25 protein-coding genes are annotated in these 22,841 nt (G+C 41.5%); 6 read left to right on the top strand and 19 right to left on the bottom strand.

The genetic code is table 11. The annotated features are described in order from the left end of the window. Positions 1-5 precede the first annotated feature (5 nt). From RH061_RS10105 to RH061_RS10055, 11 genes are all read right to left on the bottom strand, one after another. On the bottom strand, positions 6-500 hold the full coding sequence (locus RH061_RS10105; RefSeq protein WP_311075784.1) for a hypothetical protein: 495 nt from the start codon (positions 498-500) through the stop codon (positions 6-8). 264 nt (positions 501-764) lie between these two features. Further along, the gene (locus RH061_RS10100) at positions 765-2,939 is read right to left on the bottom strand and encodes a transglycosylase domain-containing protein (RefSeq protein ID WP_311076355.1); all 2,175 of its coding nucleotides are present in this window, start codon (positions 2,937-2,939) and stop codon (positions 765-767) included. 531 nt (positions 2,940-3,470) lie between these two features. Then, on the bottom strand, positions 3,471-4,298 hold the full coding sequence (locus RH061_RS10095) for an STAS domain-containing protein (protein ID WP_311075783.1): 828 nt from the start codon (positions 4,296-4,298) through the stop codon (positions 3,471-3,473). A 130-nt stretch (positions 4,299-4,428) separates the two neighbouring features. Continuing rightward, positions 4,429-4,923 (bottom strand): DMT family transporter, encoded by a 495-nt coding sequence (locus RH061_RS10090; protein ID WP_311075782.1) that lies wholly within the window; start codon positions 4,921-4,923, stop codon positions 4,429-4,431. A gap of 18 nt (positions 4,924-4,941) precedes the next feature. After that, entirely contained in the window at positions 4,942-5,640 is a 699-nt protein-coding gene (locus RH061_RS10085; RefSeq protein WP_311075780.1) for a Crp/Fnr family transcriptional regulator, read from the bottom strand. A 25-nt stretch (positions 5,641-5,665) separates the two neighbouring features. Next, on the bottom strand, positions 5,666-6,091 hold the full coding sequence (locus RH061_RS10080; protein WP_311075778.1) for a DMT family transporter: 426 nt from the start codon (positions 6,089-6,091) through the stop codon (positions 5,666-5,668). Between the two features lie 144 nt (positions 6,092-6,235). After that, positions 6,236-7,255 (bottom strand): STAS domain-containing protein, encoded by a 1,020-nt coding sequence (locus RH061_RS10075; protein WP_311075777.1) that lies wholly within the window; start codon positions 7,253-7,255, stop codon positions 6,236-6,238. A 215-nt stretch (positions 7,256-7,470) separates the two neighbouring features. Continuing rightward, entirely contained in the window at positions 7,471-8,478 is a 1,008-nt protein-coding gene (locus RH061_RS10070; RefSeq protein ID WP_311075776.1) for a FecCD family ABC transporter permease, read from the bottom strand. Next, the gene (locus RH061_RS10065; RefSeq protein WP_396654891.1) at positions 8,475-9,455 is read right to left on the bottom strand and encodes a FecCD family ABC transporter permease; all 981 of its coding nucleotides are present in this window, start codon (positions 9,453-9,455) and stop codon (positions 8,475-8,477) included. The genes RH061_RS10070 and RH061_RS10065 overlap by 4 nt, the downstream gene beginning before the upstream one ends. Positions 9,456-9,539: 84 nt before the next feature. Beyond that, positions 9,540-10,460 carry an iron-hydroxamate ABC transporter substrate-binding protein gene (locus RH061_RS10060; RefSeq protein ID WP_311075774.1) on the bottom strand — a complete coding sequence of 307 codons (921 nt, stop codon included), beginning with the start codon at positions 10,458-10,460 and terminating at the stop codon, positions 9,540-9,542. Further along, positions 10,411-11,256: an ABC transporter ATP-binding protein gene (locus tag RH061_RS10055; RefSeq protein WP_311076353.1), complete on the bottom strand. Its 846-nt coding sequence runs from the start codon at positions 11,254-11,256 to the stop codon at positions 10,411-10,413. The genes RH061_RS10060 and RH061_RS10055 overlap by 50 nt, the downstream gene beginning before the upstream one ends. 162 nt (positions 11,257-11,418) lie before the next feature. Here RH061_RS10055 and RH061_RS10050 point away from each other — a divergent pair, with 162 nt between their 5' ends. Then, on the top strand, positions 11,419-12,465 hold the full coding sequence (locus RH061_RS10050) for an NAD(P)/FAD-dependent oxidoreductase (RefSeq protein WP_311075772.1): 1,047 nt from the start codon (positions 11,419-11,421) through the stop codon (positions 12,463-12,465). Between the two features lie 152 nt (positions 12,466-12,617). Beyond that, positions 12,618-13,556: an endonuclease I family protein gene (locus tag RH061_RS10045; RefSeq protein ID WP_311075770.1), complete on the top strand. Its 939-nt coding sequence runs from the start codon at positions 12,618-12,620 to the stop codon at positions 13,554-13,556. A 139-nt stretch (positions 13,557-13,695) separates the two neighbouring features. Here RH061_RS10045 and RH061_RS10040 read toward each other — a convergent pair whose 3' ends face one another. Further along, positions 13,696-14,076, bottom strand: a complete 381-nt coding sequence (locus RH061_RS10040; RefSeq protein ID WP_311075768.1) for a hypothetical protein — start codon at positions 14,074-14,076, stop codon at positions 13,696-13,698. Positions 14,077-14,222: 146 nt separating this feature from the next. Here RH061_RS10040 and RH061_RS10035 point away from each other — a divergent pair, with 146 nt between their 5' ends. After that, positions 14,223-15,041, top strand: coding sequence for an MBL fold metallo-hydrolase (locus RH061_RS10035; protein WP_311076351.1), 819 nt, complete (start codon positions 14,223-14,225; stop codon positions 15,039-15,041). Positions 15,042-15,098: 57 nt separating this feature from the next. Here RH061_RS10035 and RH061_RS10030 read toward each other — a convergent pair whose 3' ends face one another. The 3 genes from RH061_RS10030 to RH061_RS10020 all read right to left on the bottom strand — a co-directional run bounded on the left by RH061_RS10030 (position 15,099) and on the right by RH061_RS10020 (position 17,682). Then, positions 15,099-15,539 (bottom strand): GNAT family N-acetyltransferase, encoded by a 441-nt coding sequence (locus RH061_RS10030; RefSeq protein WP_311075766.1) that lies wholly within the window; start codon positions 15,537-15,539, stop codon positions 15,099-15,101. 21 nt (positions 15,540-15,560) lie between these two features. Next, positions 15,561-16,406: an alpha/beta fold hydrolase gene (locus RH061_RS10025; protein ID WP_311075765.1), complete on the bottom strand. Its 846-nt coding sequence runs from the start codon at positions 16,404-16,406 to the stop codon at positions 15,561-15,563. Positions 16,407-16,476: 70 nt separating this feature from the next. Further along, entirely contained in the window at positions 16,477-17,682 is a 1,206-nt protein-coding gene (locus tag RH061_RS10020) for a TolB family protein (protein ID WP_311075763.1), read from the bottom strand. 177 nt (positions 17,683-17,859) lie between these two features. Here RH061_RS10020 and RH061_RS10015 point away from each other — a divergent pair, with 177 nt between their 5' ends. Beyond that, positions 17,860-18,054: a hypothetical protein gene (locus RH061_RS10015; protein WP_311075762.1), complete on the top strand. Its 195-nt coding sequence runs from the start codon at positions 17,860-17,862 to the stop codon at positions 18,052-18,054. A 38-nt stretch (positions 18,055-18,092) separates the two neighbouring features. On the opposite strand, the gene RH061_RS10010 is transcribed toward RH061_RS10015, so the two are convergent. Both RH061_RS10010 and RH061_RS10005 read right to left on the bottom strand, forming a co-directional pair. Continuing rightward, positions 18,093-18,548 carry a PaaI family thioesterase gene (locus RH061_RS10010; RefSeq protein ID WP_311075761.1) on the bottom strand — a complete coding sequence of 152 codons (456 nt, stop codon included), beginning with the start codon at positions 18,546-18,548 and terminating at the stop codon, positions 18,093-18,095. 48 nt (positions 18,549-18,596) lie between these two features. Beyond that, positions 18,597-19,082, bottom strand: a complete 486-nt coding sequence (locus tag RH061_RS10005; RefSeq protein WP_311075760.1) for a DUF4871 domain-containing protein — start codon at positions 19,080-19,082, stop codon at positions 18,597-18,599. Positions 19,083-19,539: 457 nt separating this feature from the next. Here RH061_RS10005 and RH061_RS10000 point away from each other — a divergent pair, with 457 nt between their 5' ends. Continuing rightward, entirely contained in the window at positions 19,540-19,872 is a 333-nt protein-coding gene (locus tag RH061_RS10000; protein ID WP_311075759.1) for a hypothetical protein, read from the top strand. A 482-nt stretch (positions 19,873-20,354) separates the two neighbouring features. On the opposite strand, the gene RH061_RS09995 is transcribed toward RH061_RS10000, so the two are convergent. Continuing rightward, positions 20,355-21,047: a DUF421 domain-containing protein gene (locus RH061_RS09995; RefSeq protein WP_311075758.1), complete on the bottom strand. Its 693-nt coding sequence runs from the start codon at positions 21,045-21,047 to the stop codon at positions 20,355-20,357. Between the two features lie 242 nt (positions 21,048-21,289). On the opposite strand from RH061_RS09995, the gene RH061_RS09990 reads away from it, so the two are divergent. Continuing rightward, on the top strand, positions 21,290-22,042 hold the full coding sequence (locus RH061_RS09990) for a L,D-transpeptidase family protein (RefSeq protein WP_311075756.1): 753 nt from the start codon (positions 21,290-21,292) through the stop codon (positions 22,040-22,042). A gap of 74 nt (positions 22,043-22,116) precedes the next feature. Here the strand turns inward: RH061_RS09990 and RH061_RS09985 are convergent, their stop codons facing one another. Next, a complete protein-coding gene (locus tag RH061_RS09985) occupies positions 22,117-22,671 on the bottom strand; it encodes a protein kinase family protein (RefSeq protein WP_311075755.1) in 555 nt (184 codons plus the stop codon). Positions 22,672-22,841: the final 170 nt, after the last annotated feature.

Below are 22,841 nucleotides of genomic sequence, written 5' to 3'. Positions count from 1 at the left end.
ATACTTTAATTACTCAGATTTTCAGACAATCCATCATCATTCAAGTATTGGATATTAGTAATCTTGCCTTCTTCGTTAAATTTAACTCTGCCTGTAACCTCTGCAGATTCTTGATCGCCATCTTTCTTGCCGTACCATACGGTCACCTTAAAAGTATAAGCATCTTCTTCCTTTTCAACATCCACTTTTTCCACCTTTATTTCCTTGCCGTTATTATAAGCAACAAGGACATATTGGAAAGCTGTGGTTGCAATGAAGCTGTTGTACCTTTCTTCTGTAAAGTAAGGTTGATACCGCTTTTCATAATACTGTTCAAGCTTTTCGATGTTGTCAGTTCCCTCAATAAATTCTTGGTCCGGTCCCGTGAACTGATGCTCTAAAACAGTTTTTAAAGCAATAATGTTAGGATCTTGAGATGTTGACTTGACTGAAGTTGAGCAGCCTGCGACGAACAAAAGAATGCATGATAAAAACAGTTTAAATGTTAACCTATAAATCATAATAGTCATCCACCTCTCTTATCCTATTACGTACAAATATGTAAAAAAGTTCCGGTTGAAAGGGATTTATTTTAAAAAAATAAGAGACCCTTATCCATCATAGTCAATCTTTATGTTTTCCATTCGAAGCTCTCATGTTACCTGTTATCAAAAAGCCAGTGAGCAAATATCTTATATCTCCAAGTAAGAAGCCCACATACTTAGAAGGTCCTCAGCCTAGTTATTCCCAAAAAAAGAAAAGCGAAGGGTAAGGGCCCTTCGCTTCTAATCGTCATCCTTTTTTTCTTCTTCCTTTCGCTTTTTCTCCTCTTCCTTTTCTCTCTTCTCCTGTTCTTCTTCTCGCTTCTCTTCTTCTTCCTCTCGTTTCTTTTCCTCTTCTTCTATCTTCTTTTCTTCCTCTTCTGGTTTCTTCTCCTCTTCTTTCTCTCTTTTCTCCTCTTCTTTTTCTCTCTTCTCCTCTTCTCTTTCTCTCTTCTTCTTATCTTCTTCCCTTCTATCCTCTTCTTGTTTCTCCTTTTTCTTCTGGTCCTTTATCTGCTTCTCGATCGAAGCTAAATTAAATTGATTTTGTGAAAATTGATTAATAGACTTTGAGAAGATTTCTTTGAATATTATTGTAACGGTTGATCCGCTTGACTCAGTTAAATAGTGATTTTCATCTGTTTTGTCATATCCCATCCAGACTGCCCCGACAATCTCTGGAGAATATCCGACAAACCAGTGGTCCTTGGTACCTTCGTTATTCCCAGTAGGATTTTCTGTTGTTCCTGTTTTACCGGCGATTTCCCAGCCATCGACTCTGGCATTTTCACCAGTACCTTCCTGAACAGCGCCTCTAAGCATGTAAGTAATTTTATCAGCGATCTTCTCCTCGGTTACTCTGGTTGCATTGCTATTCCATTTGCCAATCAAATTCCCTTCTGCATCCTCTATACGTTTAATGGAGTGCGCCTGCACCATTGTCCCTTTATTAGGGAAAGCAGAAAATGCTTGCGCCATTAATAGTGGAGATACTCCTTCATTCATACCGCCCAGGGCTAATCCAAGCTTATGGTCCTTTTCCTCTAATTTAATCCCAAAACGTTCTACTGCATTGATTCCATACTTCATTCCCATTTTATCAAGCAGCCAGACTGGGGGTACATTATAGGAGTTAACCACCGCATCATACATGGTCACCTCTCCGCGGAACTGCTTATCGTAATTCATTGGCTGATATCCATCTATATTAATTGGAGAGTCCTCCAGCTTATCATACATATCGTAGCCTTGCTCAAGTGCAGGTGTGTATACTGCCAATGGCTTCATAGCAGATCCTGGCTGCCGCTTCAGCTGTGTTGCGCGATTAAACCCGCGAAAGGTGTGTTCCCCTCTGCCGCCAACAATCGCTGCTATCCCACCTGTCTTTGGAGTGATAAAAACGGCTCCGCTCTGGACCAGTTGATCAGATTGGCTATCTGGAAACATATTCTTATCCTTGTAGACTTCTTCAACTGCTGCCTGAATTTCAGGATTCATCTCAGTATAAATACGCAGTCCGCCAGATAGAATTTCGTTTTCAGTAAGGCCATATTTCTTTATCGCTTCTTCAATAATATGATCAACGTAATAAGGGTATTTTCCTTTATAATCATCGATCTTCTTGCCTTGCAGGACGATTTGCTGTTCCTTAGCTTTTTCGAGCTCCTTTTGATTGATATATCCTTCACTTTCCATCAAGGATAAAACAATATCTCTCCGTTCAATAGACTTATCCATGTCTTTAAAAGGAGATAAAAGTGAGGGAGCTTTTATTAATCCAGCAATCATTGCTGACTCACTTAATGTCAGGTCACTAACATCCTTGCCAAAATAAGTTTGGGCTGCACTCTGTATACCCCATGCGCCTTCTCCAAAATAAATCTGGTTTAAGTACCGTTCGATAATTTCATCTTTAGTGTATTTTCTTTCGATTTTTTTAGTAAGGATCAGTTCTTTAAACTTCCTTGTATAAGTGCGTTCCTGTGTTAAGAATGCATTTTTCGCCAGCTGCTGTGTCAGCGTGCTGCCGCCAGCGACAATTTCTCCATTTAACGTATTCTGCATAAAGGCTTTAGCTATCGCAAAATAGTTAATTCCATCATGCTTATAAAACCTTTGATCCTCCGTAGAAATGACAGCATGTATCAGATGTTCTGGGATTTGCTCAATGCTTACGCCTTCAATGTTTGACGCTGCCACCTTGCTTGCTATAGCATCATTCTGATCATAAATGATCGTCGGCTTAGGAGCTGGGTCTTCAAGTTTGCTCACGTCACTGGTCCAAATCATGATATTTAGTATAAGAAGACCCAAAAGGAGTAATCCGATACTAATGCCAATAATCTTAAACTTTATATCTTTCTTCTGAAATTCACTCCATATCCTGCTTGATGTCTTTCGTTGCTGCCTTCTCTCCATTCTTCCCACTTTGTTTACCACCTTGCTTTCTCTTGATTCTTTAACATGCTGTATATAGGGTCTATGTATTCAAGTGCACTGGATTATTATAGTTAATATGATTTTATTTAGCCAATAATAAAGCTATCACTTTAAATCCTATTCTTCTTATATCGTAATCAATTAATATAGGGTCTCGACAGAACTCGATTATATCAAGGGGTTCGGTTATTTGGAGATATATAAAAACAACTATGGAAAGTCTCCATGAATGGTTAAAATAAAATACCCGAATTACCATCTTAATTTTACTAAGCTTAGGCATAATTTTTATAGGAATCATGATTTTTATAACAATTTAATATCTTCTTTAACTAACAGACTATTTCCGTTGAACAGGTATCGATTATAAAAGAGCCCTTACTACACCAAGTACTCAAGCTATATGGCAGGGAACAATAAAAAATGCTTGGACCATAGTCCAAGCATAGTTTGTTCTATTTAAAACTAAGTGCGGTTATCTTCATAGGAGCTGTAATGGCACTGCTGTTCTTACTTTCCGTAAGCAATAATCGCTTGCTTAACGGTTCCATATGTGTTCAATTTAGAAAAATCGATTCCTGTGTTGATGACATCGACTGCGAGTTCTGGTCGTATGCCCGTCAGCATCGTCTCAATTCCAATCAGTTTAAGGACTTTATTGATATTGAAGATGCGTGCTGCAATTTCTGCATCAATCGTGGCGATACCTGAGAAGTCGATAATCAGATTTTTAATTCTGAGTTCGCTGATCTGTGGAATCACATAAGTCATAATATGGTCGCTGCGTTCGTAATCAAATTCGCCGATCAATGGAAGAATAGCCATGTCTTCTGCAAGCGGAACGATGGGCGATGACAGCTCTGTGATGATTTTTTGATTCCTGCTGTTCTCTTCATTTGCGAGCTTTTCGCGTTCGATCATGGTTTCCGTAATACTTAAATCAAGCAGATAACTGATTCGGTTATTGACGAAAACCACTTCTTTGGTGGATAGCCCTTCTGCAATTGAAATTTTCGTCATCATTTCAATCAGCTGTAGCCGAGTTTCTGCATATGGCTTGAGGATACTTGCGAGTTCGTCATGGCTGAACTGATATTCAGGCCTGTTTGCCTGTCTAGCTTTATACCACTTAATGAATTTCTCTGCCACTGTTTCTTTTGATAGGTTCAGTGTATCACCCAGAAACTCCAGGAATGCTTTATTTGTATTTATGGATTGTTGGATGATTTCTTCTGGCAGATCAATTTCAAGCTTTTTCACATTATAATCTGTAATTTCCTTACTGATCGTATCTGAGTGTTCGATGAGGTATTCAGAAAATCTTTCGATGGGATTCACAAGTTCAGCTCCTATAGATTGTTCCATTTTTTCTTTTTAAGATTATACCATGTCCAGATGATTAAATATAATCATAACTACCTCAAAAAAGAAAAACGGCAGTTAGCGAACTGCCGCGAGTGGTATGATCTTATGATACTTCTGCTTTTTCAACAACCTTGGAAGTGATAACACTTCTTTTTTCATCCTTACCTTCGCTCCATTTAAAAACGATGGCTCCTGCTATGATCACGAGCACGCCAATGAATTGCTGCCAGCTAAAAAGTACCTTCTCCAATCCCATCCATCCTAAAGAATCCCACAAGACAGCGAACCCGAGCTGGGATGTCAACACAATAGAGATCGCGAAAGTCGGTCCGAGATGCTTTATCGCCTGAACGATGCCTGCTACGACCCCGATTCCGAGCAATCCGCTGAACCAGTACCATCCTTTCATTTGCTGCAAATCGAACATTTTCCACCCTTCAAAGAAGAAGCCAAGGATGAAAGATGCCAAAAAGCCTAAACCCAATACCAATGTCGTAGTTGTCCATGAGCCTGCTTTTTCATCGACCTTGCTGTTGAAAATATTTTGAACCCCGACAAGCGTGCCGGCCATTATTGCGAATAGTAACCCTAATAACATCGTTTTTCCTCCGATTTCTTACTCATAAAGCTCTTCCTTAGCGAGGGACTTTAATCCCTCTAGGTCCTTGATGACTATTGCCCCGTTATCCCGCTCCACCAGGCCTTTCATGCAAAAATCCTTTATGATCCTATTAAGATGCCGGTAGCTCGTTCCAATTAAATTAGCAATGTCCGTAAGATTCGAAGTGCTGACCTTCCCGTTGACGAGCGCTTCGTTTTCATCAAAGGCGACCGACACGAGATAACTTGCTAACCGGGTCTCAACAGGGTACAGGATGTTATGGCGCATGAACTGGGATTTTATATAGAATTTCCTGGTGATGATTTCAAGCAAAAATTGCAGGAAAGGTGAGTGTTCTTTTAAATATCTCCGTACAACAGATTGTCGGACTCCGATCATGACGACAGGAGAAACAGCCTCCACCGTATTGATGGTGTCGATTTCCTGTACATACTCGATGTCGCCAATGACTTCCAGCGGTGTTTTAAAAGAAAGGATCAAGGTCTTCCCCTCTTCTGATGTGGTAAAAATCTTCACTTTCCCCTTCACCAGTATGTATAAGTACTCAACTGGCTCACCCTGCGAACAAATTTGCTCCCCTTTTTCAAATTCAAATAATGTTAAGTAAGCGATGATTTCGCTTGTAAATAAACTTTCGACCTTGTGAGACCGCAGATATTCTTCTATTTTTTCTGTAGCTTGTATTTCTTTCATCAGTTTCCCTGCCCTTTTTTATCAATTACCAGCCGAGGATAATCACGCCCGCAACCATCATTGTCATACCAATCAGCTGTGGAATCCTCATTTTTTGCTTCTTTACTCCGATCCATCCATTTCGGTCGATCAGGAATGTCATTCCAAGCTGTGCAATCAACATAGCAGAAACAGTCAACGTGACACCTATAAAATGAATGGCCGTAACGTTTCCAAAGACCACAATTGCCCCGAAAGCTCCGCCGATCAAATAAAGAGGCTTCACTTTTCTTAACCCATTCCATTGCCCTTTTACAATAAAGACCAAGACGAACAATGCTGTCAAAAATCCGGTTAACTGGGTAATTGAAGCGGTCTGCCATGTACCGATATCCTGGCTGATTCTCGCATTTGCCACACCCTGCAGCGTAATAAAAGCTCCCCCTAATAAAGCAAAAATCAAACCTTTCATTTTTCAATCTCCCCAAACTCTATGTTTGTTCTAATTAAATGATAAAACAAGCCAACTCAGGAAGGACATATGTCCTCAAGTTTTAAAAAATGGTATGAATTCAGCAAAAAGCTGAACCAGGAAATCCCGGTCCAGCTGCAAAAATTAATTCTTTTTAACTAATTCATACCCATTCTGCTGAATGGCATATTCCACGCCCTGCTGCAGGCTTGAAAAGGACTGAATTCCTTCTAAATTCACGTTAGAGCTCAAGATTTGAATGCTCAGTTCAGAAGATACTCCGACAATGAAGCATTGGCCGCCAATCAGGCGCACTGATTGGATCAATTTTTGAATTCCATGAATTGTGTATGCATCAACATGCTTGATACCTGTTAAATCAATTAATAAATATTTAGCCTTCAGTCTGGTAATCTCCACTAATGCTTTTTCTACCATTTGGCTAAGCCGCTCTTCATTGTACTTGCCAATCAGCGGAATGACGAGAATTCCATTAAGGACTGGGATGACTGGAGATGAGAGCTCCTGAACCAAAGAGTTGAGCTCTTCTGTACGTTCCTCTACCATCTTCTCCAACTCCATGATGCTTTCCTGTTCTTTCTTCCTTGCTAGCTCATGAATGTTTTGCGATATGGTAACCGAAGAAGGAAAAATCTCAATCTCATCATATTCATGGCCTTCCTGCTGGCTCTTCACCATTTTATACCACATGTCCTGCTTGAAAAGTCCGCTGAAAATGCCTGCCCAATGGCTCGGAAGCAGAACACCTGCCTTGTTTTTACCAGCCATCTTGAAAATTCGATGCTCCCAGCTGTTGCGTATCCTTACCACAGCCCGTTTATCCTCGTGTGAGTACTCATGAATCTCGAAGATTCCCCAACCTGCACTTTTGTAGATATCACTATATTCACTCAACAGCTCAACCACGTCTGTCCTGCCTTCGTAATAAGAGCTTACAAGATGTCCCATTCGAAACCCCGTCACTTCATAAACGGTCTTTGATACATCGCTGCCGGAAATTTCCTCAATCGTATTCAAAAACAGCTCAATCGCTGAATCCCAGAAAAGCAAAGCAGGAGCGCCATCAAATGTCAGCTCCCCTTCCTGGGTATTCCAAATAAACTCATTTTTGTTCACTTTAATCTGATGGTTAGAATTGCCCATTATATTCGACTCCCTTGGTAAAATGCATTAGTTCAATTCTATCTGAATAGAATGCGGAATTCCAATCAAATGGTCGAAAATCCCGGATAAAGGTCGAACATGTTTTAATTTAGGTTGGGATTGTCCAATAGGATGGATAAAAAGTTAACTTAGGAGAAGATTTCATCAATCAACTGCGAAAAAGCTGTCTGGCTTATTGCCCGGCAGCTTGTCTACTATTTTCGCAGTAATAAATACACAAAATACGGTGCACCAATCAGCGCTGTCATGATTCCTGCCGGTATGCCTTCTGGTTCAAGGAGATTGCGGCCGATGGTGTCTGCGAACAATAACAGCCATCCGCCGATCAACACTGCAATTGGAAGGAATAATTGGTTTCGTGGGCCAATCAATGCTTTTGCAAGATGCGGGGCCATCAGTCCGATGAAAGCAATCCCGCCTGTTACCGACACGGCGGAAGCGGCTAATGCAACAGCTGTCAAAAGCAGGACAATTCTTTCCTTTTCAATTGACACGCCCACTCCGATAGCCACAGGGTCGCTTAAGTTCAGAAGGTTTAAACGATTGGCCTTATAAAGTGTGAACGGAATCAGGACAATCAGCCATGGCAAAAGCGCCCAAATAAAGGGCCAGTCTGTTCCCCAGATATTGCCGGCAAGCCAGCGGGCGATAAAATCGACCTTTTGTCTTTCTGCTGCTGAAATAATGACAATCATCGCACCGGAAAGGGCCATTGAAAAACCGATTCCTACTAAAATCAGTCTCACAGGCTGTAGTCCAAATCCCTTTTTATAAGAAAATAAATAAATCAAGATTGCGGTCACCAGGGCACCACCGAAGGCAACCAGTGGCAGCATGTACGCAAACGAAGCGGCATCGATTGGGAAAAAGAGAAAGAAAACGGCAATTCCTAATCCGGCTCCTGAGTTTATCCCAATAATTCCTGGATCGGCCAAATCATTGCGGGTCAGTCCCTGTAAAATACTCCCCGATATCGCAAGTGCCATTCCTGCAAGAAGTGTTACGATAATCCTAGGCAGCCTAATCTCAAATAAGACAAATTCTTCTTTAAATGTGCCGTTCCCCAACAGCGTCGGCAAAATCCGGTCAAAGGAAACCGAGGAATAGCCAAGACCAAGACTCGCAATCATGGTTAACACCATTAAAAGCAATAACGTCGCAACTATGATTCTTTGTTTTTTAACAATGGAAGGGTGGATCATGCGAAGCTCTTCCCTCCTTTACGAACTATGAACAGGAAGAACGGCAGTCCTAGCATGGATATGATTGCATAGATTGGAGTTTCATATGGAGCATTGATTGTACGACCAAGTGTATCTGCAACCAGCATGAAAGAAGCTCCGAATAACGCCGACATTGGCAGGACGAATCGATAATCAGTCCCGACGATCATCCTGACGATATGCGGAACCATCAATCCGATAAACGCCATGTTCCCGACGAGTGCAACAGCTGACCCTGCCAGTAAAACAATTACGATGAATAATACCAGCTTAATAAAATTGGTCTTCTGGCCAAGTCCGACTGCTACTTCCTCACTCAAGCTCAAAATTGTTAGTTGCCTCGACAAATAAAATGCGACCAGCATTCCCAACAGAATGAAAGGCACGATTATTTTTAACTGAACCCATGAAGTGCCCATCAGGCCGCCTGCTGTCCACATTGAAACATCTTTTGAAATCTTAAAATACAGACCGATTCCTTCTGCTACGGCGAACAAAAAGGCTGACACCGCAGCTCCGGCCAATACGATCCGTAGTGGAGAAAATCCGCCTTTCTTCAACGCGCCAATTCCAAAAACGAGTACTACCCCAACAGCGGCACCGATAAAACAGGCAATCGTTATGGCCAGGTAACCGGAAGATGGACTGAGCGCCATGACCAGTGCCAGTGCGGCATTGGCGCCAGCAGTCAGACCAAGCAATCCTGGGTCAGCCAGAGGGTTTCTCGTCAATCCCTGCATAATTGCACCCGCTACCGAAAGGGCAGCACCTACGAAGATTGCGCCAACCTCTCTTGGCAGCCGAATCTCACGGATCATGGTGATTGTATCTGTTTTAACAGTTGATGTAAGTGCCAGCCATATCTCCTTTACGCTTGTATCAGCTGCCCCGAAAACCATTGCCGTCATGAAACTGGCAACCAGGACAAGTACACCTGCTACGAACTTTATGAGCATGTGATCCGAGCTGTTTTTAATCATTTGCATCTCATCTTTCTGATAGCAAGAAGAGGAATTCCGAAAGAATTCCTCCTGCTAGTTTTATTGTTCCAAGAATGATTTTTTAAAGAATTCCAGCTGATATTCAAGTGTTAAAGGATCATTGAAATAAAATTCCTTTGCATTCACTTCGAATACACGGTTATTTTTAACGGCAGGGATATTTTTATAAGTCTGTGTTTGCTGGAATGAAGTATCGCCCTCTGCATTCTTGCTGAAAACCACATAATCACCCGCATATTCAGAAAGTACTTCTGGAGAGATTGCATAATAACCAGGCTCCAGTGCTGCTTCCTTTACTTTTTCAGGCATGTTCAAGCCCATTTCCTGATACAGGATTTCTGTTCCTCTTGCCCAGTTATCGCCAAATACGTAAAGTTCCTTGTCAAAGTTTTCGATGACGGAGACCGTTGCATCTGCACCAATTTTCGCCTTGATTTCCTCACCGGCAGCTTTTGAATCTGCCTTGAAGTTATCGATCCACTCTTGAGCTTCTTTTTCTTTATTTAAAACTTTCCCGATTTCCAGGTGCTGTTCAAGATAATCAAGCTTTCCGTATGTAAATGTCACAGTAGGCGCGATTTCCTTCAGCTTTTCAACATTCTTAATATTAGAAAGACCAATGATTAGATCTGGATTCAATTCAATGATCTTCTCCAGGTTTTCATCCGTCACTTCTTCAACATCCTGCAATTTCTCAAATCGCGGATTCATTTTTGACCAGGAGTCAACGCCAACGATCGGCACATCAAGGGCCATAACATTTCCAGCGAACGAAGAAAGCACAATGACTCTTTCCGGATTTGCAGGTACCTCTACAGGACCATTTTCAGATTCATAAGTAATGGTTTGCGGCTTATCATCTTCTTTTTTCTCGCTTGAGCTATCTTTCTTTTCTTCTGCTCCACAGGCACTAAGAACAAGCACCAGCATAAGCAGGAATGGCATGATTAATTTCTTCATTGTCTTCTTCTCCTTTTAATAAGTTGTACGTGATGCAAATCGGCTTATTTGTTCGGGGATCTCTCCCGATTTCAGCGTCAATGTTGAACACTTTCCTGAGCACTTTCTTATTGATGACCTCTTCACTTGTCCCTGTTTTCACGATGCTTCCTGCTTTCAAGGCAACAAGGTGGTCGGCGAATCTTGCTGAATGGTTCAAATCATGCAGCACCATCACGATGGTCCTTCCTTGCTCCTTGTTCAGCTTTTGTAAAAGCTCAAGGATTTCAAGTTGATGGGCCATGTCCAGATAGGTGGTTGGTTCATCAAGGAAAATCATTTCCGTTTCCTGGGCGAGCGCAAGTGCAATCCAGACTCGCTGACGCTGACCGCCGGATAATGAATCGACTGGCTCGTACTTATAATTCGCCGTTCCCGTCACTTCAAGAGCCCAATCAATGACTTCGATATCCTTTTTCGTCAGCCTCCCGAATCCCTTTTGATAAGGAAAGCGTCCATATGAGACTAATTCCCCTACCGTCAGGCCTGCCGCACTTTCGGGAGTTTGGGGCAAAATGGCCATCTTCCGGGCCAGGGTTTTCGTATCTTCCTTAGAAATACTCGAACCATCCAGGAATATGGATCCAGACTGATGCGGAATGATCCGGGACATTGACTTAAGCAAAGTCGATTTTCCGCACCCATTTGGGCCGATGATAATCGTGATTTGCTGATCAGGGATTTCTAAAGTCAGGTCATTCACGATTGTCCGTTCCCCATATCCCACTTTTAATTGGTCTGTGTATAAGCGGACCATCATCATTCCTCCAAAGTTTTTCATTTTCTCGTTGATAATGATTATCAATGTCGTTTACAATGTATACTATAAAGCTATTATTTTATTCAGTCAATGACAGATTTGTGAATTATTCATTTTTTCATTTTTTGTTCCCGTATACAATTTAGAGGAGTGTTTCCTATGGATAAAAATGAAATCTACGATATTAGTATTATTGGCGGCGGACCTGCTGGGCTATATTCTGCCTTTTATGCCGGTCTACGCGAGATGAAGACTAAGGTCATTGAAGCCCAGCCAGAACTTGGCGGCAAGATTCATGTCTATCCTGAAAAAGTGATCTGGGATGTTGGCGGCATTGGTCCTATAACAGGGGCTAATTTGATTAAACAGTTAAAAGAACAAGCTATGACTTTTAGCCCAGATGTTGTGTTGAATGAAAAAATTGAATCCATCAGCAAAGACCAAGATTTATTTTTACTAAAAGCCGCTTCTGGGAAAGTACATTATTCCAAATCGGTCATTGTTGCCATTGGAAGCGGGATTTTGAAGCCGCAAAAATTAAATATTGACGGGGCGGAAAAATTTGAGTTATCAAATCTACACTATATGGTCAATTCCATCAAATACTTCAAGGATCGGACCATCGTGATATCCGGCGGAGGCAATTCAGCCATTGATTGGGCCAATGCATTAGAATCGGTGGCAAAAAAAATCTATTTGGTACACAGGAGAGAATGCTTCTCGGGCCATGAATCACAGGTCACCCAGCTGATGAACAGCTCTGTGCAATGTTTGTTCCATTCAAGCATTACTAGATTAATTGCAGACGGAACCCGGACATCCATTGCACATGTCGAAATAACAAATCAAGCTACTGGTGAAGTTCTTCGCCTTCCTATTGATGATGTACTGGTGAATCATGGATTTGATCAGGATGCTTCCTTACTTGAGAATAGCGAGCTAGAAACGAAAATGGTTGATGGTTTCTACATTGATGGAACGCCAACAAGTGAAACTTCTGTACCTGGCATGTTTGCTGCAGGAGATATTTTAAAGCATGAAGGGAAATTGAACTTGATTGCCGGGACATTCCAGGATGCAGCCAATGCGGTCAATAAGGCAAAACAGTTCATCGAACCTGAAGCTTCCCATTCAGCTATGGTGTCATCTCACAACAAAGTATTTTCAGAGAGAAACAAGGAAATGATTCTTGAGCTAATTAAGTAATTTAAAGGTAGCAAGTAACAGTAGATGGAACAGGACGCTGAACGAACTCGCTTTACCAACTCATGATTCTTTATTCGACTTATTCATTTCTTTGAAGGACAAACTCTGAAAGGGTAAAATAAGGATAAGATGACAAGAATGAGGAGTTCGGTATGTCAAAATATAAAAAACAACGACAACAGGTTCGCTGGGAACATAAATATGATTCTCTCGACCTGAAACAGCTGCTGACAATCCTGAAGGAGAACAGGCGCGATATCCAGCATAACCAGCAGCTTTATTATGATCCTGTTCAGGATAAGCTGGATATAGAAGCGTATTACCGAGGTGCGCAGGAATTGGATTTGTCAGGGTTGGCCCTGTTTTACAAATTCCATACAATCGTATCCCAATCTCACAAAAATCAGCTCCCATACTTCCTGGCTAAGGATTTGTATTTGTACACATGGGTGGACCTTTATCCGGACGGGACTGCTAAAAGCATTTACTCCAGCCAACAGAAGGATCCAGAGTCATTGCTCATTGAGGATAATGAAACACTGAGGGAAAAGTACGATGAATTCAGGAGGCGTTCCCGAAAAATCCAGGTGAATGGTTTTGACTCGATTAAAGAGCTGAAGGTTTTTGAGGATCATTTTAAAATGAACACCGAGCACATCGTTCCTCAGTCCTGGTTCGAGGGCGCAGAACCAATGAAGGGCGACCTGCATCACCTGTTTGTATGCGAACCGGATTGCAATATCTCCCGTTCGAACCACCCATTTGCCGATTTTGATTTTTATAACCCGGAATCGGAAAACGAACCGATCCAGAACAACTGCGGAGTCACAACAGGCTTTCAGTTCGAACCCGAACACGGCAAAGGTGCCTCCGCCCGGGCAATGCTTTATTTTTTCCTGAGATATCCCAAAAGAGTTAAGAACGAGTTCAAAAAGAAGGTCGACATCGCGCTGCTATCTCGCTGGAATGAAGAATTCCCGCCCACCCTATATGAAAAGCACCGGAACCAGGCCATCTACTATATCCAGGGAAATCGCAACCCCTTCGTTGACTTCCCAGAGCTCGTGAAGAAAATCGATTTTCCATGGTAAAGCTGGACCAGTATGATTGTGGTTCAGCTTTTATATTATTGGTTACGTATTTTCAATCGTTCATGGGCATCTTGTTACCATGGTTACTGATTCTGCGCTTTCACGGGCACAAGTTTCACCATCTTGCTAAACGAATCACTCACCCTTCTAGTAACTGAATATAATACAGGACCTCTCCATCCTCCGTTTCTACATAAATCGTTCCTGTATACCCATCGTTCGTATCATACAGCACGGTTCCTTTCGGTAACTTTGTTGCTGAAAAATTGGAGAAAAACAAGCTAGATGTTGTGGCTTTTTTGATCTTCCCGATTTCCTCCCCTTTTTGGATCCGATCCTTTACTTCTTGAAACCATTCCAAGTCTGTGGCATTGCTATAGATAAATCCCTCATACTTAAGGATATCCGCGTCTTCATTCTGCTTTAGTACATCTCTCGCAGTCACTCTCTCGCCATCTGCACTGCAGCCAGCCAGGCTCAAAACAGCCATGAGCATGAAAAATACGGTGAATCTCTTCATACAGTCTCTCCTTTTCAATGTATACTACTAGCTCCTCCCATTACTGAACAAGCGGCATACAAGAGCCTTACACAGGGTATACTCAAAGAGATGCTCATATATGGGAGGTTTTACTAGTGAAAGAAAGCTCTTCGACAGAACGTTATATGCCTATGACTTCAACAATGAGCGGGATGATTCAGAATGGGGAGAATGGTGTCTACAGCCTTACTGTCCAGATTGTTAATGTTTGTTTTGTCCGTGTTTCTGAAGAACCAGGAAACTGGGTGCTTATTGATGCCGGAATGCCCAAATCTGCTGAAAAAATCATTGAAGCAGCAGAGGAGCTTTTTGGCGAAGGAGCAAGACCAAAGGCAATCATATTGACACATGGCCATTTTGACCACGTTGGCGCGATCATCGATTTAGTAGAGCGTTGGCAGGTTCCTGTTTATGCCCACCAGCTCGAGTTGCCTTTTTTAACAGGCCAGCAGGATTATCCGAAGCCAGATGCCACGGTCGAGGGAGGCCTCGTTGCCAAAATCTCACCTACTTTCCCGCATGAGGGAATTGATCTTGGAACACATGTACAAGCTCTCAACGAAGATGGAACCATTCCACATATGGACGGATGGACATGGCTTCATACACCGGGACATACACCGGGACATGTCTCGCTGTTCAGGGAGTCCGATCGTGTCCTGATTGCAGGCGATGCTTTTGTAACGGTCAAGCAAGAATCCTTGTACAGCGTGCTGACCCAGGAACAGGAAATAAGCGGCCCTCCACGTTATTTGACGACCGACTGGGAAGCAGCGCGCAGCTCAGTCCAGAAGCTGGAGGCACTGCAGCCTACTTATGCCATTACCGGACACGGAATCCCAATGGCAGCCGGTACATTGAGAGAAAACCTCAGAAAGCTCGTTGATGAATTTGATGACATCGCCATCCCTGATTACGGGAAATATGTGGACGGGGAAAAATAGATGGTTAGATGGGCTTGCCTTCTTCAAGGCAGGCCTTTATTTTTGAAAAAGCAGGATCTACAACTGCTTTTCAAGGATTATTTTATGTAATCCCTCTTCATCCATATAAGTATTTATCACGTCAAAACCATTTTTAATATTCATAACAAGCATACCGCGCCATCTGTTCATCGTTTTTGTTCGAATCATTTTGTATCCCTTCTCTGTTAAAAATTGATGCTGTTTCTGCATCAATTCAGTCGCAATTCCTTGCCCTCGGTAGCCGGGGTCAACACCTCCCAACCAACTGTAGAAGATTTCGTTTGAAAGTTCGTATCCAATTTTATAGCCAATCACTTTTGAACCAGACATTGCCAGGACAATTAATAATTGTGGTTTTTGTGCCATTTTATCGATCAAATCATCAGAGGTGCCGAAAATTTTCTGGTGTAATTGAGTCAATCGCTCTGCAGTTTCATCTTTGGGAACGGAAGTAAATATGACGTATTCAATCTCCACCTGCTCTCCTCCTTATTAAAGCTAAATGCTCATTTCACGCAAATCCTTAATCATCTCTTTGAATCCTTCCTTTTCCTCAAGGAAGGGGGAATGATTGCTTTTTTCATAAACATAAAGTTTCGAGTTGGTAATTAAGTTATGTATTTCTTCCGAAAAAACAAAAGGACACTGCGAGTCATGCCTGCCGCAATAAACAATAGTTGGCGTTTCGATTTTTGAAATGTCCTGCCTAATATCGAAAGATGGAAGTTCTTTATACGAAAAATAATCCAATCGCTGCTGAACGACTTTTCCGCTGCTTGGCTTAGAAAAATACTCATCAAAGCGGCCGGAATCAAACAATGACATTTCGGTCCATTCTCTGCCAGCCTGGATTCTTGCTTCCCTTGTTGAGTCACTTGACTTAAGGACGGAGAGGATTTCCTTTAATCTCTTATTTGCAGGGTTCTTAGCACTGTAAATGCTATCTTTATGCTCCATATATAGATTTGTAGCTGATGCCCCGCCTACAATCAGACTTCTTAATGAACCAGGATACTGAGCAGCATACACTAGCCCTAACATCCCCCCGGTCGAATGTCCGCCAAAACTCCATTTTTCAAAACCCAGTGCCAGCCGAATAGCTTCCAAATCCTCAACTGACTGACTCATGCTCAGCTCATATTCCTCTTTTATCCTGGCTGATTTCCCTGCTTCCTTTAAATTCACAAGATAGACTGTGAAATAATCGGCAAACATATCCGCAAGGTAATTTCCTAAATGATTGAATTCGCTATAAAGATGGGTCACACAAAGCGGTTCCCCATCACCTGCCACAAATACCTCAAACTGTCCCCTCTTTGTTTGAATCAGCCTTTGTTCCCACATATCTTTCTCCTTATTGATTTAGTTATATAAAGATAAAAATTCCACAAAAAAAGCGCTAATCCTCCATGGACTAACGCTTTTGTCGAAAAACAGGCTCTTCCTCAATGTTCTCGATCCATTTATATTCCTGGCCATCCAAGCCCTTTTTCATCCATACATCAATTTTATTGCCATCTTGACGAAGCCACGTAATGTTAGTTCCGACAGTTTGTGGCTGGCGATCGAATTCGGTCTTTTTGGGATGAGAAATCTGTATCTGTTCATCTGTTTTCAAATCGATGGCATACAATGCCGTGAACATAGTTGGAACCGGCCCTTCATCCCACTCCTTGTTTTCTTTCGAACGAGCTACAATTACTTTGTCAGGGGAGAACCAATCTAAATCAAGGTCTACATAGCCTTCAGGAGTATACTGCTTTTGCTGGATTGCAGCCGGCATATCCGCTATGGTGGTTTTCTTGTTTTCCACAAAGAACCTGCCTTCTCCAGAAATATAGGCAAGCTGATTTTCTGATGGCGCCCACTTCACCCAGTCTCGAAACCCCAGCATATTTCCCACTGATTGAAATTGTTTCCCGTCGTTTGATAAAACACATAATGTATTGCTATCCATCGACCATGAAGCCGTCGGGATCAAAATAAAGGAGACCCATTCACCATCATGACTCCATTTGAAAAAGTCGGCATCAATTCCGAACAAATCGGGTTCACGTGTTTTAATGGTATAAAAGGATTCCATCTTATTCTTATCCAGGTTTGCGTCTATCGGTATTTTATACAGTGGAACGGGTCCCCACCCGGTTGGCCGCAAACTGGATTGTGAGGAAACAATGAATTCTCTCCCATTTGGAAACCATTCAAATCCACTCACACCCAGGGCCACATTTTCAAAGCCCTTTGGCCTGCCATCCTTCATTTTCGTCACATTCAACACACCATGAGAATTATAGGCTAATTGATTATTAATCGGTGACCATTTATAATCAGCTGTCTCAATTTGATAAGGCTGAAAGCTCTCTTTTTCACGGGTATCATAAATGAACAGATCCGACTTTTCACCGTGTAGATCTCCGTCGGTATAGGCAATAAACCGGCCATCATACGACCATTTTGGCGATTGTACATATCGGCCCTTCGTCACTTGTTCCTCCTGATCGCCCGTCTTGATCCATAGCTGATGGTCACGGACGAAAGCAGCAGTCAGCTGATCTTCCGCACTGACTTCCATTGGTAAAAGAAAAAACAACAGTGCATACAATAATATCCTCAGTCTCAAGAACATCCCTCCTTTTAATAGAGTGTCCTGTCGTTGGAAGAAGATTCTTATTGAGAGGGTTATTTTTACGATAAATATGGGTATAGAATTGGTATGCTAACTCACTTGCTTACTAAGTGCCTTCTGCTGAGCTTTCTTTTTCTGATGGGAAAGGAGGGTTTTGCGGGAGGTGGTTGGATGAGCAAAATCTATGGAATTTCCAATCTGGTCGTGTACCTGGCCTCGGCATGCTATCCGCTTACCGAGGAACAGATCCAGCAATTCATTGATGAGAAAGACATCCCGCATCTGAGACCTACTCAAAGTCTATATGTCTTTAACTCAGACCATATTGATTGGTGGATCCAGACCAAGATGCTGGACCATAGATAAAACCCTGCGATTGCAGGGTTTTACTTTTTAGCAGTACTTTATTCTTGTTCATTGAGTTCGATAAAATAATGGTCCTTGCGGTAAGAAACTGCCTCCATTGTTGCAATCAGGCTTTGCTCATGGAATATCTCAATTCGATAAAATCCCGTACGAAAGTTCCTTCTTAATTCGGTTGCTCGAGCCGAAATTCTGTCTCCTGGCTTTGCTGCTTCAATAAACTGGATGGTTGTCGAAAGTCCTACTGAAGTTTTTCCATATGCATTGCATGCTACAGAAAATGCATGATCGGCCAAAGCATACAAAACTGCTCCGTGAACAGTTCCATGTGCGTTTACCATATGGTCCTGTACTTCTAGCATGGCTTCGGCAAAACCAGCCTCGAATTTTGTTAGCTTAATGCCTAACGATTGGGCATATGGGTCGTTTTTGACAAGATTATAAATTTGTTCATAGTGTTTTTCATGAATTTGATTCTCATCAATTTTCTTCTTCAAGATGACACCCCTCTTTATCTGAAAAAGTGGTTCTTTATGAAAACCCTCTTAACCTTCATACACTTTTACGAAAACCGTCCCAAATAACTTATCGCCGATATGTGCCTCCAATTTCCATAAACCTTTCTTAGGAAGAGACATATTAGAGGGAACGTGATGATCTGCTCCGTTATTAGGGCCTGCCAAAGGGCGGCCTTCCAATATCGTAATCTGTTCCCCGCTCTCTTTATGGAAGGCGATCACCTTTAATTCACCGTTCAACTCGTCATCATTTCCCCAAAAGTGCCACATATATTTTTGTGTTTTATCAGGATAAAATTTCGTCTCTTCGGTGTTATCATAAATAAATCCTAAACGTCCTTCTTCACCAATCATCTGATAATCGTTGACTTTAAAGATTGGACTTTCTTCCCAATCCTTAGCCGCACTGACCACCTTTTCTTGTTCCGTCACTGTTTTATCGACCTTATTATCATCACACGCAGCCATCGTAAAAAAGAAACCTAAAACAACCAAGAATATGGATAACCTCAAGTAAACACCTCCTATCGGATTTAGGGGTTTATTTACAATTAGGAGTTCTCCATTTAGTGTCTATTTTCCTTTTTGTCGCTGAAAAAGAAAAAGTCACCTCTCTAGTCAATTAACACTATATTTCTATTTTTAATCAATTCCAGAATATAAAAGTTAATGCACGTATTTACCGGACTGAAAAGAGCAAAGATGAAAGGGCTGAACAGAAAATGTAGCACTAATATCCAGTTTTAGTATATACACTTCATGAAATCTTACATTCTAAAAACCTATTCTAAATTCCTCTAAGGCAGATAGTGACTGAATAATAGAGAAATCAAGTGTATCAAGAGTTGTGCCAAATTTTCCCTTATGTTATTCTTTTAAAATAAAATCAAAACTGTCACTGACTTCTATCTAACCTAGGAATTTCGCATTTTTACTACACAAAAGTGATCTACTTATATGGAGGCCTATTATGTATACATATGAAACTTTCGTTACAGTTGGCGCATTTACGCTGATGAGACCAGTATTTTTCACATTGATGATTCTATCAATCTTGTTTTTTATAATAATAATTTTACCAAAGTTACGGAAAAGGCTGCTGAATGGTTTCAGCGTAGTAAGCTTATCCTTCATTTTGGGGATCATCACTGTCCAAGTCACCTATTATGATGCGATCATCGTAGATGAAATTGCATTAGGCGGAGACCCAACAACTTTTTACCTAGCATTAGTCACTCTGACATTATGTGTGATGAACCCGATATTATTTTATTGGATAAATACAAAAACGGTAAAAAGCTGAGCCAATTTATAGACCATTGGTTCAGCTTTTTGTGTCTTAACCTTTAATTCGATGTAATCTAACGGTTGGAGCATTTAATTTAACGGTTGGCTCGATTAATTTAACGGTTGGAACACTATTTTGTGCGTTGTTCAAGTTTAATCCTCGTTGATCCAATTATAATCCCTGTTGAAGACAATTTATTCCCGGTTGATCCAATTATAATCCCTGTTGAAGACAATTTATTCCCGGTTGATCCAATTATATCTCCAGTTGGATCATTTTTATCTCCAGTCAATCAAATTTTATCTCCATTTGGATCATTTTTATCTCCAGTTAACCCGATTTTATCTCCAGTTGAACAAGATTAACTCCATGTCGGTCAATCCCTGTCAAATTAATCAAGAAGCACATCATCATACTGAGCACAAATAAAGCTGAGTCAGCAAGTGCCGGACTCAGCCATAGAATACATCTAGTTAGATGCTTCCGTCTTTCTAAGGTCAATTCGCCTTCTTCTCATACTTCAACACATAAAGTGGTTCATTCTCCATCCACTCGGCAAATAAGACATCTTCAAAGTGATGGATTTTTTGCTTTTCTAATTCATTTTTCAGCCATTGTTCATCGAGACCGGCTTCTTTAAGATTTTTGCTCACCACTTCCCCGTCAAGGATCATGTTGACTGGCAGGTTAGGATTGTCTGCTTTGATTTTCAATTCGCTATTTTTAGGCGTGTCGTAATCCGCTTTGGGCAGGACACTGACCATTCCATTCGTTTCAATGATTGCGTATTCAACTTCCCTGAGGGAAAAATACCCTTGTTGTCTGACAAGACTTTGCAGCTGGTTGATATCCAGCTTTGCCTTTTTCAAGGCCTCGAATTTAATCTTTCCTTTGCGAATCACAATGTTCGGTTCGCCCTCCAGCAGCTTCCTCGATGATATGAATTTTTGAGTAACGGTCTCTGTAACATAAACAAGAACTCCCCACAAGGTTACAGCAAAGGCGATTTCACCAACCTTCACTTCGTGATCATAAATTGCATTACCTACGAGTTCACCCAGGATGATGGCCGAAATAAAATCAAAGGGAGTAATCTGAGAGAACTGCGTCTTCCCCTGCAATTTTGTCATGATAAATAAAAAGACAAATCCACTTGCTAATTCTACTGCAATTGATAAGTAATGATTCAACACTCCCACTCCTTCCTTCCCATTATGGGAAGATTTTTGGAAATTGAACCGCTCTTTTTTTAAAAACCTCCATAATACGACAAAACACAAATTTCATGTCATAAAAACAGGAAGAATTTTATTTCCATATAAAGGTAAAATATGTAACTTTTATAAGAAAAAATCGTTTATAAGGGTGTAAACAACAGGCCATAACTATTTAGGCAGATTGGCTCTGAAAATATAATCAAGGGGGATGGGGAATGAAAAAACTGATGGTTTCAATGATGCTTCTTGTATCGCTTCTGTTCTTTGAGGCACCGGCAGAAGCTGCTGGCGGGGACATGATTATCATCAATAAGTCTAACAATCAACTAGCTTATTATAAAAATAATAAACTGGTAAAAACCTTCAAGGTGGGAACCGGGCGGAAAGCTTCCTATACGCCTGAAGGCAAGTTCAAAGTCGTTAACAAGATCAAGAATCGTCCTTATTACAGCGGGAAAATACCTGGAGGAGATCCAAGGAATCCGCTTGGCGACAGATGGCTTGGTTTAAATGCAAGAGGAACATGGGGAACAACGTATGCGATCCACGGAAACAATAACCCTAAATCGATCGGCGGATATGTAAGTGCCGGCTGCATCAGGATGTACGATAACGAAGTGCAATGGCTTTATGATCAAGTTAAAGTAAACACCCCGGTAGTCATCACATCATCCAAGAAATCCTTTAACGCCATCGCATCTGCTAACGGTTATAAAGTTACCGGCCAGGCTGCAGTTCCAGTTATCGCGGCGCCAACAAGCAGTACTGTCCTCAAAAAAGGCATGCGAGGCCCTGAAGTAAAGCAACTGCAACAGGTGCTCACCAATAAAGGATACAGCACAAAAGGAATTGACGGCGTATTCGGCCCTGCTACTGAAGCAGCCGTAAAGAAATTCCAAAAAGCGAAGAAACTCAAAGTTGATGGAATTGCAGGGCCTGCCACAAAAAAAGCGCTGGGAATGAAATAAGCAAAGAAGGCTCAGTATTCTGAGCCTTCTTTGCTTATGTTTTTTCATCCCTTGTAAAACGCAGCTGCCGCAGCCTATATATGCTTTTTCCAGGAAAGGAATGATTCTGGATCCACATGTTTCACATGTTCAAGGAACTCTTTTGCTAATCCGAATTTTCCCATCCCTTTTAAAAGCTTCGTTGGAACTCGTGAGTCAGATGTGAACGCGCGTTTGTGATCGATAACCTTAAAATCCCCATTTTCATCCATAAGCATATGGCGAACCTCAGTATCCCATCTTGTGAAGCCTAATTTCTTGAATTCTTCAAGAACAAATAAGATCTTCATCGTCATGTTTTCATCGATTGTCCCATGCCGCTTCATATGGCGTGCTAGGGAGATGCCTTTGACGAATTCCATTACGATATAATTGTCTCCGTATTCATATAGCCGGGGCATAATGGAGGAAGCTTGCCCCATTTGCATTGCCTCCAGTTCCCTATGATGTGTTTCTTCTTTAAAGAAGTATTTTACGACTTTATCTTCAGCGACTTTGTATATTTCTCCATCCTTCCCATCACCGATCATTTCAAAGGCAGCAAGATCCTTTTTCGTGATTTCCCCTCTTCCGTTAAAAAGTTTCTCCACCCATCTTCACTCCTTTACATGGTGTTCATACACATTTTCTATATTGTATAGAGATGGAAACGTTTTTGTAACCGAGCCAAACGTTGAATTTACTAGAATTGCTGTAAAGCTATCTTACATTTTGGCTTAGTAGATAAAGAATTCCGTTAAACGGCGCACATTTTTTTGAC

The sequence above is a fragment of the Mesobacillus jeotgali genome, from assembly GCF_031759225.1.
Classification (GTDB): Bacteria; Bacillota; Bacilli; order Bacillales; family Cytobacillaceae; genus Mesobacillus; species Mesobacillus jeotgali_B.
This window is presented reverse-complemented; position numbering and strand designations above follow the sequence as displayed.